This is a genomic window from Paenibacillus sp. PvP094 (assembly GCF_040546835.1).
Lineage (GTDB): Bacteria > Bacillota > Bacilli > Paenibacillales > Paenibacillaceae > Paenibacillus > Paenibacillus illinoisensis.
In genome coordinates, this window is sequence record NZ_JBEPOM010000001.1 from 1,710,129 (window position 1) to 1,728,929 (window position 18,801).

Consider the following 18,801-nt stretch of genomic DNA (forward strand, 5'->3'; position numbering starts at 1 on the left):
CATCCCTCATTAGGCATCGCATCAATGCACCTCTCATGGATACAACAAAAACGGCTTGCGCCGCTCTCCCCATTCCTTCGCCTGCGCATTCCATGTTTCAACCAAATCGAATAATTTCTCTTGGATATGTATCCCTTCCCTGACTTCCTTGCCTCCTGTCAACAAATCAATAAAATACCTCGAACCAGCCCGCGGCGGCTCCAACCAGTGGAATTCCTCGGAATAGAGCGAAGCAAGCTCATGCAGTAGAACGAGTCCTGTTTCCACAGCCCGGAATTCGCTGCTATCCGTAATAAAAAGTCGAATGCCGCCGCATAACTCACCTGCATGCTTGGAGAACGTCGGAGACATGTACACAGGATGCACATGCACCCCCTTCAACCCATAACTCCGAAATCGTGCAGCCAGCTGATGCCCATCGATCCACGGTGCTCCAATCCACTCGAACGGGATGGTCGTTCCCCTCCCCTCCGACACATTGGTACCTTCAAACAGGCAAGTACCCGGATATACCTGCACCGTATGCAAGGTAGGTACGTTTGGCGATGGGAGCATCCAGGGCAGTCCCGTATCTGTAAAAAGAAAGTCTCTCTTCCACCCGTCCATCGTGATGACGTCAAGTTCACATGGAACATCGGCCTGGCTGTTCACCATTAGGGCCAGCTCACCGACTGTTAATCCAGTGCGGATCGGAATACGCCAGGCACCGACAAGTGATTCGTATCCCGCACTCAGCACCCCGCCTTCCACTGCCTCCCCGCCAAGCGGATTGGGACGATCCAGCACCAACATGCGTTTGCCTGCTTCAGCACAGGCTTCCATCATTTGAAATAAGGTTGAGGCATATGTGTAGTAGCGAACGCCTATATCCTGAATGTCGAACAGCACGGTATCCACTCCGGCGAGCATGGATGGGGTCACTTTCTTGTGTTCTCCATAGAGACTGAACACAGGGATCCCCAGACGCGGATGCACCGTATCCCCGAATCGGACTCCTGCCTGAAGCTCACCGTCCAATCCATGTTCACAGGCATACAATGCCGCCAGCTCCGCATCTGACAATCCGGCACACACCTCCACTGAAGAGACAAAATCAGACGTAATGCCGGTTGGATTGGTTATCAGACCAATGCGGGAACCCCCCAGCAACCACGGGTGAGACTCCCCCTCGAACAATCGGTCAAGTCCTGTTCTTACAATAGCCCCTCTGCTCATCCCGCATTCTCCTGACTCATCCACCCCGCATGTTGATGATCATTGCCAGCAGACATGTTGGGTTCCTCTTGAGGCTCAAGTACATTTTGCGCAACCTTATGCTGATAGATGGCGAACATGCCTGCGAATAACGCTCCGAAACCAACCACAGTTAGACCGAGTAATGCTGTCAGACATATAGCTTGAAAACAAGCTCCCATCGTATACCCTGGATGGCGAAAGAACAGCTTCACGCTTTCCCCCATTGCCTGGATGATACCCATGTCCTTTTGCAGTACAAGCTGCCAGGTATAGAACTGTGACATCAGGGCCATGAGTACGAAGAACGTTTGGAATACACTCACAGCCGTCCCCAGCATGCCGCCCTGTTCGCCGTAATACCACCAGGTTGACCACAGGATGAAGCCCAGCACAGCAATGAGGATACCTACTGCACCACCAGGTACAATCCCCTTCAAGGTGCCTGCCCACAAATCCCGAGGTCCATTACGACGTTCCTTCCGTTCCAGCCTGTGATGTACGGTGTAACAAACACCGAACACAATGGGCATATAGATTACAGCGAGCAGCATGATCGCGATCGGCAGCGGAGCAAGCATCAAAATGGGAACCAGAACCAACGAGCTGGCTACACTGAACAAGGCCACAGGAATAATGTCGCGGTAGATCTCCACCCCGGATCTGACCAGCACCTCACTTAATTTGCGCATCCCGCATCTCCCCTTTCTTACCGTTCCTTCGAATCGTTCTTACTTGGCTACTCCCGGCCGATGGCCAGCTCTGTATCCGGATCGAAAAAATGCGCTTTTCGCAAGTCCAGCACGAAGTTTTTATCCATGCCGACGTACGCATGCGTCTCCGGATGTACTTTGGCCGTTACGGTACGGGCACCAAGGTGAAAGTACACCAGATTTTCCGAGCCCAGATGCTCCACAACCTGAACACGAGCCTGCAGCATATGGTCTGTTGGAATATTAGGTGCGACATCATCTCCAAAGATATGCTCTGGGCGCAAACCAAGAATCACTCGTCTGCCCTGATGGTTCTTCAGACGGACGAGCACCTCCTCCGGCAAGGTGAAGGATGCGCCTTCCACAGCAACCTGATCTCCTTCAATCCGTGCATCAATGAAGTTCATAGCAGGAGAACCAATGAATCCGGCAACAAACATGTTGCGAGGACTCGCATACAGCTCTTTCGGCGAGGCTACCTGCTGAATGTCGCCATGATTCATGACCACGATTCGTTCACCGAGTGTCATGGCTTCCACCTGATCATGCGTGACATACACAATGGTAGCACCAAGCCGCTTGTGAAGCTCACCCAGTTCTACACGCATTTGCACACGCAGCTTCGCATCCAGATTGGACAGAGGTTCATCGAACAAGAATACCTGCGGATCACGGACAATCGCCCGTCCCACCGCTACCCGCTGGCGTTGACCACCAGACAATTCACGCGGCTTGCGCTCCAGCATCGCCTCAAGCCCAAGAATGGAGGCAGCATTCTGCACCTGCTCATCAATATAGGATTTTGGCTTTTTGAGATTTTTCAGGCCAAAGGACAGATTTTCCCGAATGGTCATGTGCGGGTAGAGTGCATAATCCTGAAATACCATTGCAATATCCCGGTCCTTCGGATGCAGGTCGTTGACGACCCGATCGCCAATTACAATATCCCCGCTCGTTTGCTTCTCCAGACCGGCGATCATTCGCAGTGATGTTGTTTTTCCACAGCCAGAAGGACCAACAAACACGACGAATTCCTTATCTTCTATAACAAAGTCCGAGCCGGCCACAGCCGTGAACGTTCCTTTATGATCGTCTTTGAATTCTTTGCGCACTTGGCGAAACTCCACGCGTGCCATAGGTAGATCCCCCTTTACGTTGTCGCTTGTCTGAATGCTAGTTAGCCTTAACCTTTAACTGCACCGATCGTAATCCCCTGCAGGAAGTAACGCTGCAATGAGAAGAACAGAATAATCATGGGCAGAGCTCCAATCGTCGCCCCAGCCATCATGGCACCAAAATCGGTTGATTCGGCAAATACGAACGAAGCCAGCCCCACCTGAATAGTTCTCATTTCATTGGAATTGGTAATTAAGAAAGGCCAGAAAAATTCATTCCATGAAGCCACAAAGGTGAAAATGGCAAGCACGGCAATCCCCGGCTTCGCCATGGGCAGAATTACCTTCCAGAAGATGCCGAACTCACTGCATGCATCAATGCGTGCCGCATGAATCAGCGATGTCGGCAGTGTCGACATGAACTGTTTCATCAAGAAAATGTTGCCCACACTGACCGCCGCTGGCAGAATGATCGCTGTATACGTGTCCCCTAGGTCAAACACGTTGACCATCAAAATGTACAGAGGAATCAGCGTCACCTGAGCCGGAATCATCATCGTGCCAAGCAAAACCCAGAATACGGCCTGGCTGCCGGGAAATTTCAGCTTCGCAAATGCATATCCCGCGAGGGATGCAAAAAACACATTCGTCACGGTCAGAATGACCGAGATCAATAATGAGTTATAGAGCCAGCGCCACGCATCGGTTTTGGCAAAAAAACGTTCATACGGTGACAACGACAGCTGCTCTGGAATCATCTGCGGTTTGAAAGAGGCAGACATCGTGGTGTCCTGCACCGAACCGACGAGCATCCAGTACATCGGAATAATGGTCACCAGTGCCCAAGCGACCAACAGAATGGAGGCTACGACAAGCAGCGTCCTTTTCTGAGTTGATTTCATAGATTTGTTCACCCCCGGATGCTAGATCCAAAATATCAAAACCCTTAATATTCAATATCACTTGAAAAATACTTGAACTGGATAACGGAGATGACAATAATAATAATCGCTAGTACGAAGGACTGCGCCGATGCCAATCCGAACTCATAGAACTTAAACGCCGTTTCGTAGATCAGATAGGCAATTGTTGTTGTCGCGAAGTTGGGTCCGCCCTGTGTCATCAAGTATACGGAGATAAATACCTGAAACGATGTAATCACACCCGTAACCAGCAGATACAACGTGGTTGGCTTAAGGAGCGGCCAGGTTATTTTGCTAAACTGGGTCCATCCGCTGGCATGATCGATGTCCGCTGCTTCATACAGCGATTTCGGAATGCCTCCCATGGCTGCGAGATACAGAATAATGCCTGCACCATGCGATCCGAGCCAGTTCATCAGGATTAGTGAAAAGAGTGCCGTCCCCGACTGACCCAGCCAAATCACCGGATCGAGCCCGAACAGGCCGAGGAAGCGATTCAAAAGCCCGGAGTCGGTAGGATCAAAGATGGCCAGCCATACAATGGAAATCGTTACTCCGGATGCCACCGCAGGCAGATACAAGGTAGCTTTGAAAAAGGTCTGCCATTTGCTTTTCATCTGGAAGATGAAATAGGACAGCACAAAGGTAATAAGAATATTGACGGGTACCGTACCCACGGTGAAGATGATTGTATTTTTAATCGACTTCCAGAATGTCTCATCCTTCACCAGACGCTCGTAATTATCCAATCCAACCCAGGTTGAATTCATAATGTTATATTTCTGGAAGCTCATTACAAGAGCGGTCAGAACCGGATAGAGGGTGAAGATGAGAAACAGCAGGACAGGCGCCAGGATAAATAAATACGCCCACCCATAGTCTCGCCAAAGCCGGGCAACCCGGGAAGTCCGGGGTGCGGGCGACTTTGGCGCAAGGGCGGTCTGCATGGCAAATCCTCCTCTCCTAATCATTGTGGTCTTACATGTGCGCTATGTTTTTCTTTTTATTGTCCAAACATCTGCTGGCCTTTGCTCTTGAAGTCTTCTGCAATCTGCTCTGGCGTTTTCTCTCCCGAGAACAGGGCCTGAATATTCGGTTTTACAACCTGCTCCTTGAATTGCTTTTGCTGTGAAGCCTTATCAATGTCCAGCTCCAGCACAACAGGCATTGCAATGTTCTCAGCCATCACTTTGGCAGCCTCCAGATTATCCGGCTCCCCCAATTCTTTCCCTGCAAACAGATCAACTTGAGATTGTCTCACAAAAGGGAGTGCGAGTTCGTTGGCAGAGTTCCCCGCTTTTGCACCGCTTAGCGCCTCCATAACCAGGAACGTATTCTTGGCATGCTGTTCACCTTTGTCCTTCTTCTGCTTGAAGGCTACGTACCCTTCACCGCCCATCGTGGTTGCCGCTTGTTGATTGTCATTATGCGGCACTGGCAGCAGGACAAAATCGATTTTCTCTCCCTGCACTTTGCCATCATCAATGTCCTTGTTGCGGTTCTGGATCATCACATCGTAATAAGGAATGGCCTTGGAGATCATGGCCGTCTCTCCTGCATAGAACATATCCGTCCGTTTCGCCGGGGCAATTGCTGCTGTTTCCTTCGGCATGTAACCTTGGTCCATCAGATTTTGGATGAAAGAGAGTGTATCCAGAATCCGCCCATCATTCCATTGGAACGCACCCTCTTGGTCCAGAACGTCGATCATGCCGTTATTCCGGGAGAGCATTTCAATAAAATCAAGGGAAGTACCGTCGGTAACGAGCGCATACTGCTTAGCTCCGCTATCCAGCGTTTTGGTGAGCTTGGAGGCTGCTTCATTGAATTCCGACCAGGTCCAGCCATTTTGCTGAATGGACTTCCAATCGATGCCGGCCTCCTCCAGAATACGTTTGTTGCCGCCCCAAGCCCACTGGAATTGATATAGTGGCAGGCCGTACTGTTTACCTTGAATTTGCCCTAACTCCAGCGTACCTGGCAGATAGTCGTCCTTGATCTCGGGAGTCAGATAGCTATCCAGTTCAAGCGCAAGTCCCGTATTTACATACGTTCCATCCACACTGTGAAAGTACAGATCCGGGGGATTTCCCGCATTTAGCGCCACATCGAACTTTTTGGGTCCTTCCGCCCAGGAGAGCATCTCCGTCTTCACGGTAATGTTCGGGTGTTCTTTATTGAAGTCGGCAATCAGTTCTTTCAGTTCGTCTTCATAAGTTCCATGCACCGGATAGGTCCATACGGTCACTGTATCGTCTGCATTAGGGTCTTCCGAAGCAGCCCCACCGCTATTTCCGCAGGCTGTAATCCAGACCATCATTAGTACCATTGCCAAAACCAGACCCTTTTTCTTCATCCCTTCATCTCCTTCGCGAGTCGTTTCCCAATCATTCCTTTGCCAAACTCGATGCCCCTTTGAAATCTTCGAACATAAAAATGATGAACCACCCCGTAAGTGTGGCAGTAAGGAACAGCACCTCCCCGTCCATTGACCTGCTAGTATGCAGAGTTCAACTAAATGCAATATTAACGTCAACTTACATGACATTAACAGTATTAATTCCTTCCAAAATTGTAGATTGAGTTCATTATATGAGCTATGAAATAAAAATTCAATATTATTTTTAAACATAAAATTTAATTTTACTTTTTCGTTTTATGCTCTTATACTATGTAAAAAGAAAACCTATGCAAGCGAGGTGAGCCATGTTGCGAGTATATGCAGGCATTGATGGAGGCGGTACCAATACTGATGCAGCAATCATTTCTGAATCTGGTAAACTTCTTGCCCGGTTCAGCGGCGGACCTACCAATCCTCACAGCGTACCGCCCGATCAGGCCATTTCAGAACTGCGGCGGGTACTGGATGGGCTGTTTAATCTAAGAACTGATTTGTCGACAAATTGTGAAGGTATATGTCTTGGAATGTCAGGTGTAGACAGCATACAGGAGAGACAGATGATTGCTGAAGCCGTAACAGACTATACCAAGAACAGTCTTCATCAGAGTGTGAAGGCTTGTCCCGTTTGGATTGTATCTGAGGGGGAGATCGCCCTTATGGCCGTACTTGGGCATACTCAGGGAGTCTTATGCATATCAGGTACAGGATCTATTGTTTACGGATTTACACCGGAAGGTGCACGATACCGTGCTGGGGGTTGGGGCCACCTGCTTGGGGATGAAGGCAGCGGCTATCGCATCGGGCAACGGGCGCTTCAGGCTGTTATGCAGAGCCATGATGGCATTCTCCCCCCAACCAAACTAACCCCACTCATTTTACAAGAGCTGGGCCTGCATTCTCCCATTGAACTGAAGATGAAGGTATATCAATCCGATTGGGGTAAGTCCGATACAGCATCTCTAGCCCGTCTTGCCGTTGAAGCTGGGGAACATGGCGATGACGTTGCCAGGGCATTCATTACTGAAGAAGCAGGGCAGCTGGCGAATACAGCCAAGGCTCTGATTGCCCGTCATTTCACATTTAAATCTGCTCAGGTCGTCCTGTCAGGGTCTCTGTTCCGTCACTCTGCCTTATTCCGAAGCGAATTTATACACAAACTATCGGCAACCTACGGTGAGCTCGGCTTTGTCCAGCAGGATAATGCCCCGCCTCCAGCGGTTGGTGCGGCACAGCTGGCCAAAATGCGATGTTCCCTTCATGGATCACTATGAAAGAGATAAGGAGGCCATACTGATGAACCATATGCTTAACTCATTGCTAACGGAACAGCCTAATCCGCAGACGGATCATATAGATGAGCTGCCCTCGGCAGAGATTATGGAATTGATAAATAGGGAAGATCAGCGCATTGCCGAATTGATCCAACCGCTCATCCCTGTGATTGCACGGGCGGCAGATCGAATTGTGGAAGCCTTTCAGTCGGGAGGAAGACTGTTCTATGTCGGTGCAGGAACCAGTGGCAGATTGGGGATACTTGATGCTTCGGAATGTCCACCGACTTACGGAACACCACCTTCCATGGTACAGGGCATTATCGCTGGGGGCTTTCGGGCCGTGAAGGATCCTGTGGAAGGAGCTGAGGATAGTGAATCCCAAGGCGCCTCTGATCTGAGCGAGCACGGTCTGAATAAGAATGATGTTGTGGTAGGCATTGCTGCCAGCGGGCGAACTCCCTATGTCATCGGAGCAATGAGATATGCAAGGGAAAAAGGAGCTGGTGTCATCAGCCTGAGCAATAATGCCGGTACACCAATGACCCTCCTGGCTGATGTGAGTATTGAAGCGGTCATGGGCCCCGAGGTTGTGATGGGGTCGACTCGGATGAAGGCAGGCAGTGCACAGAAAATGATCCTGAATATGCTGACGACTACAGCAATGATCAGACTGGGCAAAGTTTACCGGAACTTCATGGTCGATTTGAACCCCCTCCAACGAGAAGCTTGTCCATCGGGCCAAGCGAATGATACAGCTTGCCACCGGTGCGAGTGAATCCGATATTGAACAGACCTTCACTGCCGCAGGCGGACATGTTAAAACAGCAATCGTCATGCTGATGGCAGACGTAAATGTGCTCGAAGCAAGGCGCAGACTGGATCAGGCTGACGGCTTCGTTCGCACAGCTATTGCAGGGCCGTCCTGATCGAATGCAAAGAGTATGCGTTAGCTCATATTTTTTTACAGGAGCCTGATACTGATCTTTGCTCCTTTTCACTTATTTTTCACGCCCGATCAGCATCAGCATTGGTCCCAAGAAAAAAATCCCTTCTGTTATATACAGTAAGGGATTTTTCCGCTTCATCATTTATGTTCCAAAATAGCCTGACGGCTCTTCTCCAGATACTCAACAGACTGGTTATAATCCCGGCTGGCAATTGCCAGGTAGAGAATATCAATTACATTCAGCTGCGCAATTCGCGAAGATGTTGCTCCACTTCGGATATCGCTTTCAGTGGACGTAATCTTTAAGGGTACATCCGCCAGACTACTGAGCGTGTTACTACCCCATTTGGTAATACTGATTGTTGCTGCTCCGCCTTCGAGAGCATGCTTCAGACACGAAATGACATTTGAGGTTTCCCCCGAGTAGGAGATACATACAACGGCATCATCTTCACGAAGGGTAGTGGAAGAGGAAATTTGCATGTGCGGATCCGCAAACGAAAAGCTCGTGCGATTGATTCGCATGAACTTGTAGTGTGCATCCAGCGCAATCAGGTTCGAGGCCCCAACGCCATAGAAAAAAATTCGCTTTGCCCGGTGCAGTGCATCAACTGCCTGCTCAACCAGTCGTGGGTCCAATATATGGACCGTGTCCTTCACCGATTGGATATTGTTTGCGGATACATGCTGAATGATGCTCTCCATCGAGTCCTGAGGACGAATCTCCGTATAGTGATATTGCTCACCTGTTTGCAAATCGCCCGCAATCTTCAGCTTCAGCTCCTGAAATCCAGATACCCCCAATGATTTGCACAAACGAATAATGGCAGCCGGGCTGCCACCACTCCGTTCGGACAGCTGTGCCACGGAAGACTGGACCGTCTCTTGAGGATGATCGAGAATGTAGGCCCCGATCTTCCGCTCCGACGGGGTCAGGTCATCCATTAATGCGCGTAAACGTACGAGTCCACCTTTCATGCCTTCCATTCGTTCCACCTTTCCGTACTGTGTTCATGTACAAGCATTTTATCCTATAATTTCACTCGAGTCTAATCGATAAACTCACTTCAGCCATTCTGCTGCCGGACCGTAACCACGTATCTACAGTGTAAGTGTACCCGAGATGACAGCATGCCTAGCCCCAGTAACCTCCGGGAGCGTATTTGTTCTACCCATTAATGCTTCATGACCCAGGAGGGCAAAACCAATAGCTTCGCGGGCATCGTCTGGTATGCCATAATCTGTGGTCCGCTCCAATCGAATACCTTTCGGAAGTCTGCCTTGAATCATTTTCATTAATGTGGCATTCGAAGTTCCCCCACCGCAAGCCAGCATGGCCGAGATCGGTACATTCGGCAGCACAAAGTCCTCTACAGCCCGCACAATGGTCTCTGCTGTCAAACAAGTGGCCGTAGCCAAAGTATCTTCCAGAGATAAGGAACGTGCAGCTGACAGGTCCATCAAACGCTCTGCATAAGCAGCACCGTAAACCTCCCGTCCGGTGCTTTTGGGAGGCATTCTTCTGAAATAATCGTCGTCCAGACACAGCTTCACCAGGTCCTGATCAGGTGTCCCCTTGGCGGCAATGCTTCCATTGGGGTCATAATGCTGCCTGCCGTTCGTTTCCTGTCGCACAATGGCATCTATCACCATATTTCCCGGTCCTGTATCAAATGCAGAGATGCCTACTGGAGATGAAACAGCTGGAAGCACGGTCACATTGCCAATACCGCCGATATTCTGTACCAGTCGCCCCTCTGTTGTGCTGCCAAACATAAGAGCATCCGCATATGGTGTGAGCGGTGCTCCCTCCCCGCCAGCAGCTACATCTCTTGCACGCAGGTTACTGATCACCGGCAGTCCGGTCCGTTCCCGCACGACAGCACCTTCACCGATCTGCAATGTGGATGCCACTTGAAGACTCCCCTCCGGTCCGGGAAACGCTGACGGGACTGGCGAGTGCCACACGGTTTGTCCATGCATACTGATCGCATCCACTTGTCCAGGCGAGAGGCCTGCCGAATGAATCAGCTTCATGACACTGTGTGCGTACCACTCTGAAACGCCGAAGTGTGCCGTCGTCAGGTCATCCACCCTCGCTGTTTCTGAAGAACACAATCGAATCAATACGTTCCTCAGCTCATTTGAATATGGAACACAGATGAAATCCATCAGGCGGATATTGGCTAATGCCCCGCTGGCATCCGTCTGAATGTGTACCAGAGCTGCATCTGTCCCATCAAGGGATGTTCCGGACATCAGCCCTATGACGTAATGATCTTGCTTCAAGCGATACTGTTCCCACATCGGATAGCTGCCTGTATCCATGTTCTCCTACCTCCTGCCAAACTTCATGTCCACGAATCCTGCCATAATTTCACCCAGTATATGATATAAAATTTCACAAGTCAATTATATCATGAAATTTAATTACACTCATCCATTTAACATACGTAATTCCTTTTAAATACAGTGTAAATCAGTACAATTTCTCCATACATAAATTAAATAAATCAATAAAAGAAACATTTTTACAATTTTGTTGTTTATATATTGTAGTAAAATTATGGGAGATGAATTGTTTTTTACCGATGGGAACTCTGAATTTCCATGTCGGTGAGTTACAAGCTCTAAAAATGTTGAGGTGTAATCATGAAGAAAATCATTGTACTTATGTTTCTGAGCATGTTCTTCCTTTTTCTGTTTCCTATTCAGGGAAATGCCACTGCAAACACGTCTAAAATCTTCTTGAATGGAGAGCAATTGTCTCTTCCGAATGACGTTCAGGTGACCATCGTCAATAAAAATGTCATGATCCCGATCCGAGTCGTTGCGGAAAATTTGAAGTTTGATGTCGACTGGAATCAACAAGCCCGTCAGGTGAAGATACAGCAAAATGAAAAAGTGATATCTCTCACCGTTGATCAGAAGCAAGCCATGGTTGCTGACAAACAGGTTACCCTGAATACGGCTCCACAAATTTTAAACAAAACGCTGGTGGTACCCATTCGTTTTGTCAGTGAACAGATGGGGCTTAGCGTAAAGTGGAACAACCAGGAGAAGATCGTATACTTAACTGGCAGCAATAATGAGCCCACCGAAGCATCTCGAGATGATTCAGGTAGCGACACCACGTCGTTAACCCATGTAACAGATATTGTTTTTGCCGATAATCAGCTTGTCGTGTCCATGGATGGGGAACAAGTGCAGCCTGTCATATCCACCTTGAAGAACCCGGATCGACTGGTTGTGGATTTGCCTGGAACGGTCTTTGGTAATCTGGCACAGCCACTTGATCAGGGGCTTAATGGAAAGCTGGATGTAACCGGATATCCCAATGTATCGGAAGTGAGATATTCCCTATTTAAACGAGATCCCGGACAAGTTCGGATTGTGGTTGAATTGAACAATGTGAAGGACTTGCAGTTCGATCAAAACGTGATTGCCGACAAGCTGCTTATCGATCTCAACGTTTCGGGGGACAGCGTAACTCCCGTGCCAGTGACTCCCGGCATCGATACAGGACGCAAAGTCGTCGTGATTGATCCAGGTCACGGAGGCAGTGACCCAGGGACCATAAGTATCACCAATAAACCGGAGAAGGAATACGTTCTGGCATTGGGTCTAAAAGTACAAGCTCTTCTGCTCAATGAGCCGGATATTGAGCTGGTCATGACACGTGACAGCGATATCTATCCCACACGTTCCGAGCGCGTTCAACTGGCGAATGAGTTAAATGCGGATGTCTTTGTCTCTATACACGGCAACAGTGCAACATCCTCACCTCAGGCATCGGGTACAGAAACCTTTTATTATCAGCGCAGCAGCAGCAAAGACCTGGCCAATATCATTCATGAACGCTTGGTGAAGGCTCTGGGATTCAAAGATAGGGGTGTCAAGAATGGCAGCTTGCAGGTGATACGGGAAACCACCATGCCTGCTGTGCTCCTGGAAATTGGTTTCCTGAGCAATGCTGCTGAAGAGAAGGCCATGTCATCTGAAGAAGTTCAGACAAAAGCTGCACAAGCAATAGTTGATGGGATCAAGGAATATCTAGGGATATAAAATATAACGTTATACCAAACGAAGGATGTGATTTGTTGAAACGAAAGATGGGATACGGACTACTATTCTTGTTCATTCTTATCATGGCCGCAGGGTGTGCCCAGAAGCCAGTGAGTGAATCCGGAACGAATGAACCCAACCATTCCGGAAGCGTACAGCCTTCCAACAATGGTGGGACTCAGGTTGAGCCGAACAAGGAAGAGAAGCAGACGGTTGAAGTATATTTCGCCGATACACAGGTGCTGGAACTGGAAAAAAGAGAAGTTGAGCTGGAGTTTGTAGAGAACGACGAAAAATACAAAAAAACATTTGAAGCCTTACAAAACAATGACGATACTGAGCTGGTCTCTCTATGGGAAAAGGTTGAACTGCTCTCCGTCCAATCTGCCGAGGATACATTGACTTTGGATGTGCATATCCCCGATGAAGCCAAGCTTGGCACCAGTGGAGAATTACTGGCCTTGGAAGCTTTAACCACAACGATGTTTCAGTTTGATGAAATAAATCAATTGGAAGTGCTTGTAGATGGAGAAGCACTGGATAGCCTGATGGGTCACTCGGAACTTGAGCACCCCATTCAACGTGAACCCTAGTCCTTAAATAATAAAATGCAAAGAACGTCCCCAAGGACGCTCTCAACTGATGCTTTATGGCATTATAATGCATGGATCTCATTCTAATTTCATGTTTAGACATATAGCTCATCCCCGGGAGACAATGAATGTAACTCTACTTCCGGTGATGGGCTATTTTTCAGCAAACCCTCTCTCAATCTGTCCGTCTCGGCCTTATCTGCATGTACAAGCAAGGTATGTCGAGCAGGCAGCTGCTGCAGCATTCTCTCAACATCCAGCCAGCCTTGATGCACTTTATAACGAATCTTCTGCACCTCACAGACCCCATGCTCCGCCGGATTCTGTGCTAGCTGCTGTGCAAAAGTGCCAACAGCCGCATGCCCGGTGAGCAGGATCAGGTTCTCACCACTCTCCGCCAGCTGGCTATAGTACCAACGGGCAAGCGAAGATTGCATCATGCCGTCGGGAATAAACCATAGGGAAGCACCATATTGATTCATCAGTCGCTCCCGATCCTCCTGACTTTTGGGCAGATTCCAAGGCTGGCCATTTAAAAATCGTTCAATGGCTCCCGTTATCGGACCCTTGAGATGTGTTCCCTGTTCTCTCAGCCAGTATGGGACACGCAGCAGCTGCTTCATGCCATCTACTAGCCCCTGTTCAACGATAATCGGAACGCTAGTGAATCGCTCTTGTGCCCATAGTATGATCTCTTGACCACGGCCTACCGAAGGCATTGGGAGCAGAACCTTACCACCACGAGCAATGGCCTGGCGTATGGCACGGTCCAATTGTTCCAGCTTGTCTGCCTGCGTATCCCGGTCTGTTCCATATGCAGCATCCACAATCGCCAGATCCATCGGCTGATTCAAGCTGCTCTTTGTTAACGAAGGAGTCAAGGATACCTCGGAAGTTCCAGAATTCTCAGTTGCTATCGCTAGTTCCACACGGGGTTCTCCAGCAAATGGTATGCCGTCACTAACAGCCAAGCCTTCAGTCAATCGCGAATTATTTATACGCCTGCTTTTGTGCTCCCTGCTTCGGAACAGACTTGCCAATCTCAGCGCCTCTGCCGCACAATCTTCCTGTAAAAGCATGGACTCGGGCGTGTAATCTCCGGAATAGAAGATCCGTTTACCCTCCATCTCAAGGACAAACCATACCGATCCTGCAAGGTGACCACTGCGTCCCCATAACACGTGCAGACCAGGAATCATCTCGAACCAGATCCCAGGCTTCGCCTGATCCTCCAGATACCTGTAACGTATGGACTCCACGTCTGTTTCCTCATACGGAAGTTCATATCCTGCACGCTCCAGATTGCTGCGCCACGCCCGGAAATAGGTGTTCAGCTGCTCCCTTGTCTCACGTGTCGTCCATACTTCACCCTGATAGCCCATTTTATACAATAAGGGAATAGCAACGGAATGATCCTCATGCGCGTGGGACAGCAGAACAGCATCCAGCGTTGATACAAGTTCAGGCTGGATAAGCGGGTATGCTCCCGCTCCTTCTTTTTTCACGCCACAATCCATTAAAATGTGAGTTCCGTCTCCGCTCAAGAGATAGGCAGAGCGGCCATGCTCGCCTGCCCCGCCCCATACGTTCAGTTTGATCATGATGCATTCCACTTTCTCTTTGAATTCAGTAGTTCAATGCCGAGCAGCATCAGTACAGTCATGCCGACCGTTACAACCGCCATAGCCATTCCGAGCGACACCTGGCCTTGTTCAAACTGTGCAAAGATATACGTTGCCGATGTCTGCATGGAAGGCGGGAGAATCAACAATGAGCCTACGAGCTCGCGTGTAGCAATGGTGAATGTCATCATCCAACCGGCCAGCATGCCGGGAATGATGAGTGGCACAAGTATGCGCCGAAGGATATACAGCGGCTTTCCGCCAAACACCTGCCCTGCCTGAAACAAAGTACCATCGATCTGGGTAAAGCTCGATTTCACGTACTGCACCGTATAAGGCAGGAAAAGTACGACATACGTCAGAACCACCATCCCGTACGTGTTATACAGGGTGACAGGCATCCAAGGTGAATTCCAAAACAGGATCAAACCCACAACCATGACAATGCCCGGTACGGTGTTGGGAAGCAAGCTGAAAAGATCGATGACACGCTGCATAAATGAAGATGACTTGCCAATTGCCAGCGCAAAACCTGTACCAATCACAACTGCAACGGTGGAAGCGGCGAGGGATAATCCCAGGCTATTTCCGATGGCTTTCATGCTAACCGAGCCCCAGGAGAGCAGATCCCGATAGTGATCCAGTGTTACATTGTCCAGAGACAATCCGGCCCCGCGCAGCTTCATCGTCGACGCCGCAATAATGGAGAAGTACGGAATCCCCACGGAGAGAATGAGAAGTACCGCAAGATACAGACCGCATAGCCAGCCAGCTCCTCCGCGAAGGGAATACCGTTTGGACCGCTGTCCTTTGCCCCCCACTAGGCGGTACGTGAATTTACGACTCATGGCGGATTGCATGTACCACATTACGAGACATACGGATAACAAGACCGATGCCAGTGAGGTGGCCTTACCGAAGTCAATCGGCCAACTGGAGATATATTTGTGGATCTCCGAGGTCATGACGTAGTACCCGATACGACGGCCGAAGGTGGCTGGAGTTCCGAATTCTGCAATCGTTTTGACAAAAACAAGCATGATCCCCATCCCATAGGAAGATAGCAGTAAGGGTAATATAATGCGTCTGAAACGGTATCCCGCCGGTGCCCCGTGCACCGATCCTGCCTCTTCCAGATTGCCGCCGATGCGAATCAACGCATCCCGCAGCAGCAAGTACAGAAACGGGAATAGATGCAGGCTCATAATCAGCACCATGCCCCAGAAACTGAAGAAGAGCTCACTCCATCTCTCAGCTGATGGCACCCACTGCTGCAGGTATCCTCCTTTTTGCATAAATAATATCCAGCCCATGGAGCCGATATACGGTGGTGTCATGAACGGAATCATCAGGATCACATCCACCCAGCGGTGCTGGCCCATTCGGGTCTTGGCCATCATCCAGGCCAATGGCATAGCCAGCAAGGTGGTGACGGCAACAACACAGATGCCGAGCCAGACAGAATTGAGCAGCACACCCGACAAATGATGACCGGTAATCGTCCGGATCGGAGCCATCCAGTCCCATTGTCCATCCGGATACACGCTCTGCCAGAAAATCAGCAGCAAAGGTACGCCAATACTTATAGTCAGCAGAAAGAGGGCCAGAATCACGCCCACTCTCCGAAAAATACGGTTGTTGTCCAGTACAACAGGTTTCACTGATTTCACCTCACATGACTTCCACCCAAACACTCGTCACACGTGTTGCCGAATGTTCTTCAGTTTGTTTCAGCCGTCTTATTTGAAAATCTCGGAGAAACGAGCCGCTGTTTCATCACCGTGTTCACTCATCCAGTTCCAGTCCACTTTCAGCTGCGGGATATCTTTCAGATTGGCCCGGTTGGTCGCTTCAATATCTTCACGGCCCGGAATCAGGTACGCATCGGCAACCAGCTTCTGCGCTTCATCGGACAACAGATAGTCGATAAACGCCTTGGCGTTTTCTACATTCGGGCTTGATTTCAGGATGGCAGCCGGTCGTGGGCTGATTACAGTCCCTTCTTCTGGATATACGATATCCAGGGGTTCGCCTTTATCCTTGGAGGAATATGCCATGTAATCAACACCTGCGGCAACGATGCTTTTGGCTCCCGTAATTACCGGATCAAGAGCTTCCTGGTTCGCACCCGCCATGGCCACACCGTTCGCTTTGTAGCTGTCCAGCAGATCCCACCCTTGGTCACCGTTCACACTCAGGTACCCTGTAATGAAGTCCAGTGCAGAGCCAGACAAAGTTGGATCCGGGATATTTACAGCGTCTTTCCATGCTGGTGTAGCGAGTTCAGCCCAGCTTGTCGGTGGCGTAGACACCAGCTTGGTGTTGTACACAATTCCGAGTGCCGAAGCACTTGAACTGAAATAGTTACCTTCTGCATCTGACCAGTCCTTGTTCAGCTTGTCGGCGTTGGCTGCATCAGGGTATGGGAGCGTCAAACCGTCAGCTTTGAGCGCCTGTGCTGAAGGCAAAGAGGCAAGTATCACTACATCGGCTACAGGATTGGATTTCTCTGCCTCCATACGGGCGAGGATTTTACCGGTTGTTCCCTGAAACATTTCTACTTCAATCCCTGTTTTGGCTGTAAACCCGCTCACAATATTATCTGCCAGCTTTTGCGGCCCTGCACTATAGAGCACCAGTTTGCCGCCTGCTGTTTCGGTTGGTTGTGCTGCTGCAGCGCTTCCTTCTCCGGCAGATTGTCCTGCGTTTCCAGCGGTTGAGTTCGTACTGCATCCGAATAAGCTAATGCTCATCACCGCTGTTAACAGCAGCAATGCACTTTTTTTCCGTGTTTTCATTCCCAACATCACATTCCATCTCCCTTGGTTATATGTTTTTTCGAGTAAACTTAAACTTCTTCTCATTTCCTAATTTAAGCATCTAGTTCGCTGCAGCTATAACTTCCCGCTTTGCATCCATGCTATCCTGCCCGTTCATACGGCAGATACGCTCCGGCGAGATATACAGCTGAACCTGCTCGCCTACGCGGACCCTTCGATCCAGGTAAGCCGTCCATATGCCTAGCCCTTCCATTTGAACCCGGATTTCATAACGCTCCCCTACATAGCTGACACTCAGTACCGTGGCCTGGTAACGCAGGTCGTCATGACTTGTCCTGTTCCAGGTCACATGTTCCGGCCGTACCATGGACTGATTCGGTGTCAGCCAGTTGGATTTGCCGATAAACGAAGCAACAAACGGATCGCTTGGCGATGAGTAGATCGTCTCGGGACTACCTTTTTGCAATATTTGCCCCTTCTCCATGACCACAATCTCATCCGACATCGACATCGCCTCAACCTGATCGTGAGTGACATATAGTGCGGTTAGCCCCATATCCCGAACGAGGGACATCATCTCAATCCGCATTTCTTCCCGCAGTACAGCATCGAGTGCACTAAGCGGTTCATCGAACAGAATTACACCAGGTCTTACGGCTACCGCTCTGGCAAAAGCAACCCGCTGCTGCTGTCCACCGGACAGCTGATGAGGATAACGATCTTCCATGCCTTGCAGGCGAACCATGCCAAGTGCTTCGGTTACCTTCTGCCGTAAATTTGCCTTCTGCTTCCCGGCCCTCAAGCCAAATGCCACATTTTCATATACCGTCATATGCGGCCATAATGCAAAATCCTGAAACACCATGCCCAGATTACGCTTATGGGTGGGTACATCAATCCGCTTGGCTGCTGAGAAGATGAACTGATCACCCGCAACAATCTCTCCTGCATCCGGCTGTTCCAGTCCGGCAAGCATCCGCAGCAATGTGGTTTTGCCACAGCCTGATGGACCAAGCAGCGTTGTAAACTGACCATGCTGAAGCGTTAGATCCGTGGGCAATAGTGCAGGCGTGCGATTGAATGATTTTTGAACTCCTGAAATTTCCATTTTCATAAGCATCCCTGCCTGTCTTCTT

At 49.6% G+C, this 18,801-nt stretch carries 15 protein-coding genes and 1 pseudogene; 4 read left to right on the plus strand and 12 right to left on the minus strand.

What is annotated here, in order from left to right; genetic code table 11:
• Positions 1-33: 33 nt before the first annotated feature.
• The 6 genes from ABIC22_RS07910 to ABIC22_RS07935 are packed head-to-tail and all read right to left on the minus strand — an operon-like array spanning position 34 to position 6,340.
• Positions 34-1,215 (minus strand): exo-beta-N-acetylmuramidase NamZ family protein, encoded by a 1,182-nt coding sequence (locus ABIC22_RS07910; RefSeq protein ID WP_354479969.1) that lies wholly within the window; start codon positions 1,213-1,215, stop codon positions 34-36.
• On the minus strand, positions 1,212-1,925 hold the full coding sequence (locus ABIC22_RS07915) for a hypothetical protein (protein ID WP_127539073.1): 714 nt from the start codon (positions 1,923-1,925) through the stop codon (positions 1,212-1,214). The genes ABIC22_RS07910 and ABIC22_RS07915 overlap by 4 nt, the downstream gene beginning before the upstream one ends.
• 47 nt (positions 1,926-1,972) lie before the next feature.
• The gene (locus ABIC22_RS07920; protein WP_354479972.1) at positions 1,973-3,082 is read right to left on the minus strand and encodes an ABC transporter ATP-binding protein; all 1,110 of its coding nucleotides are present in this window, start codon (positions 3,080-3,082) and stop codon (positions 1,973-1,975) included.
• Between the two features lie 47 nt (positions 3,083-3,129).
• Positions 3,130-3,963 carry a carbohydrate ABC transporter permease gene (locus ABIC22_RS07925; protein WP_354479975.1) on the minus strand — a complete coding sequence of 278 codons (834 nt, stop codon included), beginning with the start codon at positions 3,961-3,963 and terminating at the stop codon, positions 3,130-3,132.
• 44 nt (positions 3,964-4,007) lie between these two features.
• Positions 4,008-4,931, minus strand: coding sequence for a carbohydrate ABC transporter permease (locus tag ABIC22_RS07930; protein ID WP_354479978.1), 924 nt, complete (start codon positions 4,929-4,931; stop codon positions 4,008-4,010).
• Between the two features lie 56 nt (positions 4,932-4,987).
• Positions 4,988-6,340: an ABC transporter substrate-binding protein gene (locus ABIC22_RS07935; protein ID WP_127539069.1), complete on the minus strand. Its 1,353-nt coding sequence runs from the start codon at positions 6,338-6,340 to the stop codon at positions 4,988-4,990.
• A 350-nt stretch (positions 6,341-6,690) separates the two neighbouring features.
• On the opposite strand from ABIC22_RS07935, the gene ABIC22_RS07940 reads away from it, so the two are divergent.
• Positions 6,691-7,656, plus strand: coding sequence for an N-acetylglucosamine kinase (locus tag ABIC22_RS07940; protein WP_354479982.1), 966 nt, complete (start codon positions 6,691-6,693; stop codon positions 7,654-7,656).
• A 22-nt stretch (positions 7,657-7,678) separates the two neighbouring features.
• Positions 7,679-8,585: pseudogene (gene murQ / locus ABIC22_RS07945) on the plus strand (N-acetylmuramic acid 6-phosphate etherase).
• Positions 8,586-8,743: 158 nt separating this feature from the next.
• On the opposite strand, the gene ABIC22_RS07950 reads toward murQ, so the two are convergent.
• Positions 8,744-9,583, minus strand: a complete 840-nt coding sequence (locus tag ABIC22_RS07950) for a MurR/RpiR family transcriptional regulator (RefSeq protein ID WP_127539240.1) — start codon at positions 9,581-9,583, stop codon at positions 8,744-8,746.
• A 123-nt stretch (positions 9,584-9,706) separates the two neighbouring features.
• Entirely contained in the window at positions 9,707-10,933 is a 1,227-nt protein-coding gene (locus ABIC22_RS07955) for an anhydro-N-acetylmuramic acid kinase (protein ID WP_354479985.1), read from the minus strand.
• A 324-nt stretch (positions 10,934-11,257) separates the two neighbouring features.
• Between ABIC22_RS07955 and ABIC22_RS07960 the strand changes: the two genes are divergently transcribed.
• Both ABIC22_RS07960 and ABIC22_RS07965 read left to right on the plus strand, forming a co-directional pair.
• Positions 11,258-12,670: an N-acetylmuramoyl-L-alanine amidase family protein gene (locus ABIC22_RS07960; RefSeq protein ID WP_354479988.1), complete on the plus strand. Its 1,413-nt coding sequence runs from the start codon at positions 11,258-11,260 to the stop codon at positions 12,668-12,670.
• A 35-nt stretch (positions 12,671-12,705) separates the two neighbouring features.
• Positions 12,706-13,263 (plus strand): GerMN domain-containing protein, encoded by a 558-nt coding sequence (locus tag ABIC22_RS07965; protein ID WP_354479991.1) that lies wholly within the window; start codon positions 12,706-12,708, stop codon positions 13,261-13,263.
• A 95-nt stretch (positions 13,264-13,358) separates the two neighbouring features.
• On the opposite strand, the gene ABIC22_RS07970 is transcribed toward ABIC22_RS07965, so the two are convergent.
• From ABIC22_RS07970 to ABIC22_RS07985, 4 genes are all read right to left on the minus strand, one after another.
• Positions 13,359-14,864: an MBL fold metallo-hydrolase gene (locus ABIC22_RS07970; RefSeq protein WP_354479994.1), complete on the minus strand. Its 1,506-nt coding sequence runs from the start codon at positions 14,862-14,864 to the stop codon at positions 13,359-13,361.
• Positions 14,861-16,546: an ABC transporter permease gene (locus tag ABIC22_RS07975; protein ID WP_354485902.1), complete on the minus strand. Its 1,686-nt coding sequence runs from the start codon at positions 16,544-16,546 to the stop codon at positions 14,861-14,863. The genes ABIC22_RS07970 and ABIC22_RS07975 overlap by 4 nt, the downstream gene beginning before the upstream one ends.
• Before the next feature lie 78 nt (positions 16,547-16,624).
• Positions 16,625-17,692 carry an ABC transporter substrate-binding protein gene (locus ABIC22_RS07980; RefSeq protein WP_354479997.1) on the minus strand — a complete coding sequence of 356 codons (1,068 nt, stop codon included), beginning with the start codon at positions 17,690-17,692 and terminating at the stop codon, positions 16,625-16,627.
• A gap of 73 nt (positions 17,693-17,765) precedes the next feature.
• Positions 17,766-18,779: an ABC transporter ATP-binding protein gene (locus ABIC22_RS07985; protein ID WP_354480000.1), complete on the minus strand. Its 1,014-nt coding sequence runs from the start codon at positions 18,777-18,779 to the stop codon at positions 17,766-17,768.
• Positions 18,780-18,801 lie beyond the last annotated feature (22 nt).

What these genes read in the sequence shown, in the direction of transcription:
- ABIC22_RS07910 (WP_354479969.1), bottom strand. Translation starts at nt 1,215, where the DNA reads ATGAGCAGAGGGGCTATTGTAAGAACAGGACTTGACCGATTGTTCGAG.
- ABIC22_RS07915 (WP_127539073.1), bottom strand. Translation starts at nt 1,925, where the DNA reads ATGCGCAAATTAAGTGAGGTGCTGGTCAGATCCGGGGTGGAGATCTAC.
- ABIC22_RS07920 (WP_354479972.1), bottom strand. Translation starts at nt 3,082, where the DNA reads ATGGCACGCGTGGAGTTTCGCCAAGTGCGCAAAGAATTCAAAGACGAT.
- ABIC22_RS07925 (WP_354479975.1), bottom strand. Translation starts at nt 3,963, where the DNA reads ATGAAATCAACTCAGAAAAGGACGCTGCTTGTCGTAGCCTCCATTCTG.
- ABIC22_RS07930 (WP_354479978.1), bottom strand. Translation starts at nt 4,931, where the DNA reads ATGCAGACCGCCCTTGCGCCAAAGTCGCCCGCACCCCGGACTTCCCGG.
- ABIC22_RS07935 (WP_127539069.1), bottom strand. Translation starts at nt 6,340, where the DNA reads ATGAAGAAAAAGGGTCTGGTTTTGGCAATGGTACTAATGATGGTCTGG.
- ABIC22_RS07940 (WP_354479982.1), top strand. Translation starts at nt 6,691, where the DNA reads ATGTTGCGAGTATATGCAGGCATTGATGGAGGCGGTACCAATACTGAT.
- ABIC22_RS07950 (WP_127539240.1), bottom strand. Translation starts at nt 9,583, where the DNA reads ATGAAAGGTGGACTCGTACGTTTACGCGCATTAATGGATGACCTGACC.
- ABIC22_RS07955 (WP_354479985.1), bottom strand. Translation starts at nt 10,933, where the DNA reads ATGGATACAGGCAGCTATCCGATGTGGGAACAGTATCGCTTGAAGCAA.
- ABIC22_RS07960 (WP_354479988.1), top strand. Translation starts at nt 11,258, where the DNA reads ATGAAGAAAATCATTGTACTTATGTTTCTGAGCATGTTCTTCCTTTTT.
- ABIC22_RS07970 (WP_354479994.1), bottom strand. Translation starts at nt 14,864, where the DNA reads ATGATCAAACTGAACGTATGGGGCGGGGCAGGCGAGCATGGCCGCTCT.
- ABIC22_RS07980 (WP_354479997.1), bottom strand. Translation starts at nt 17,692, where the DNA reads ATGTTGGGAATGAAAACACGGAAAAAAAGTGCATTGCTGCTGTTAACA.
- ABIC22_RS07985 (WP_354480000.1), bottom strand. Translation starts at nt 18,779, where the DNA reads ATGAAAATGGAAATTTCAGGAGTTCAAAAATCATTCAATCGCACGCCT.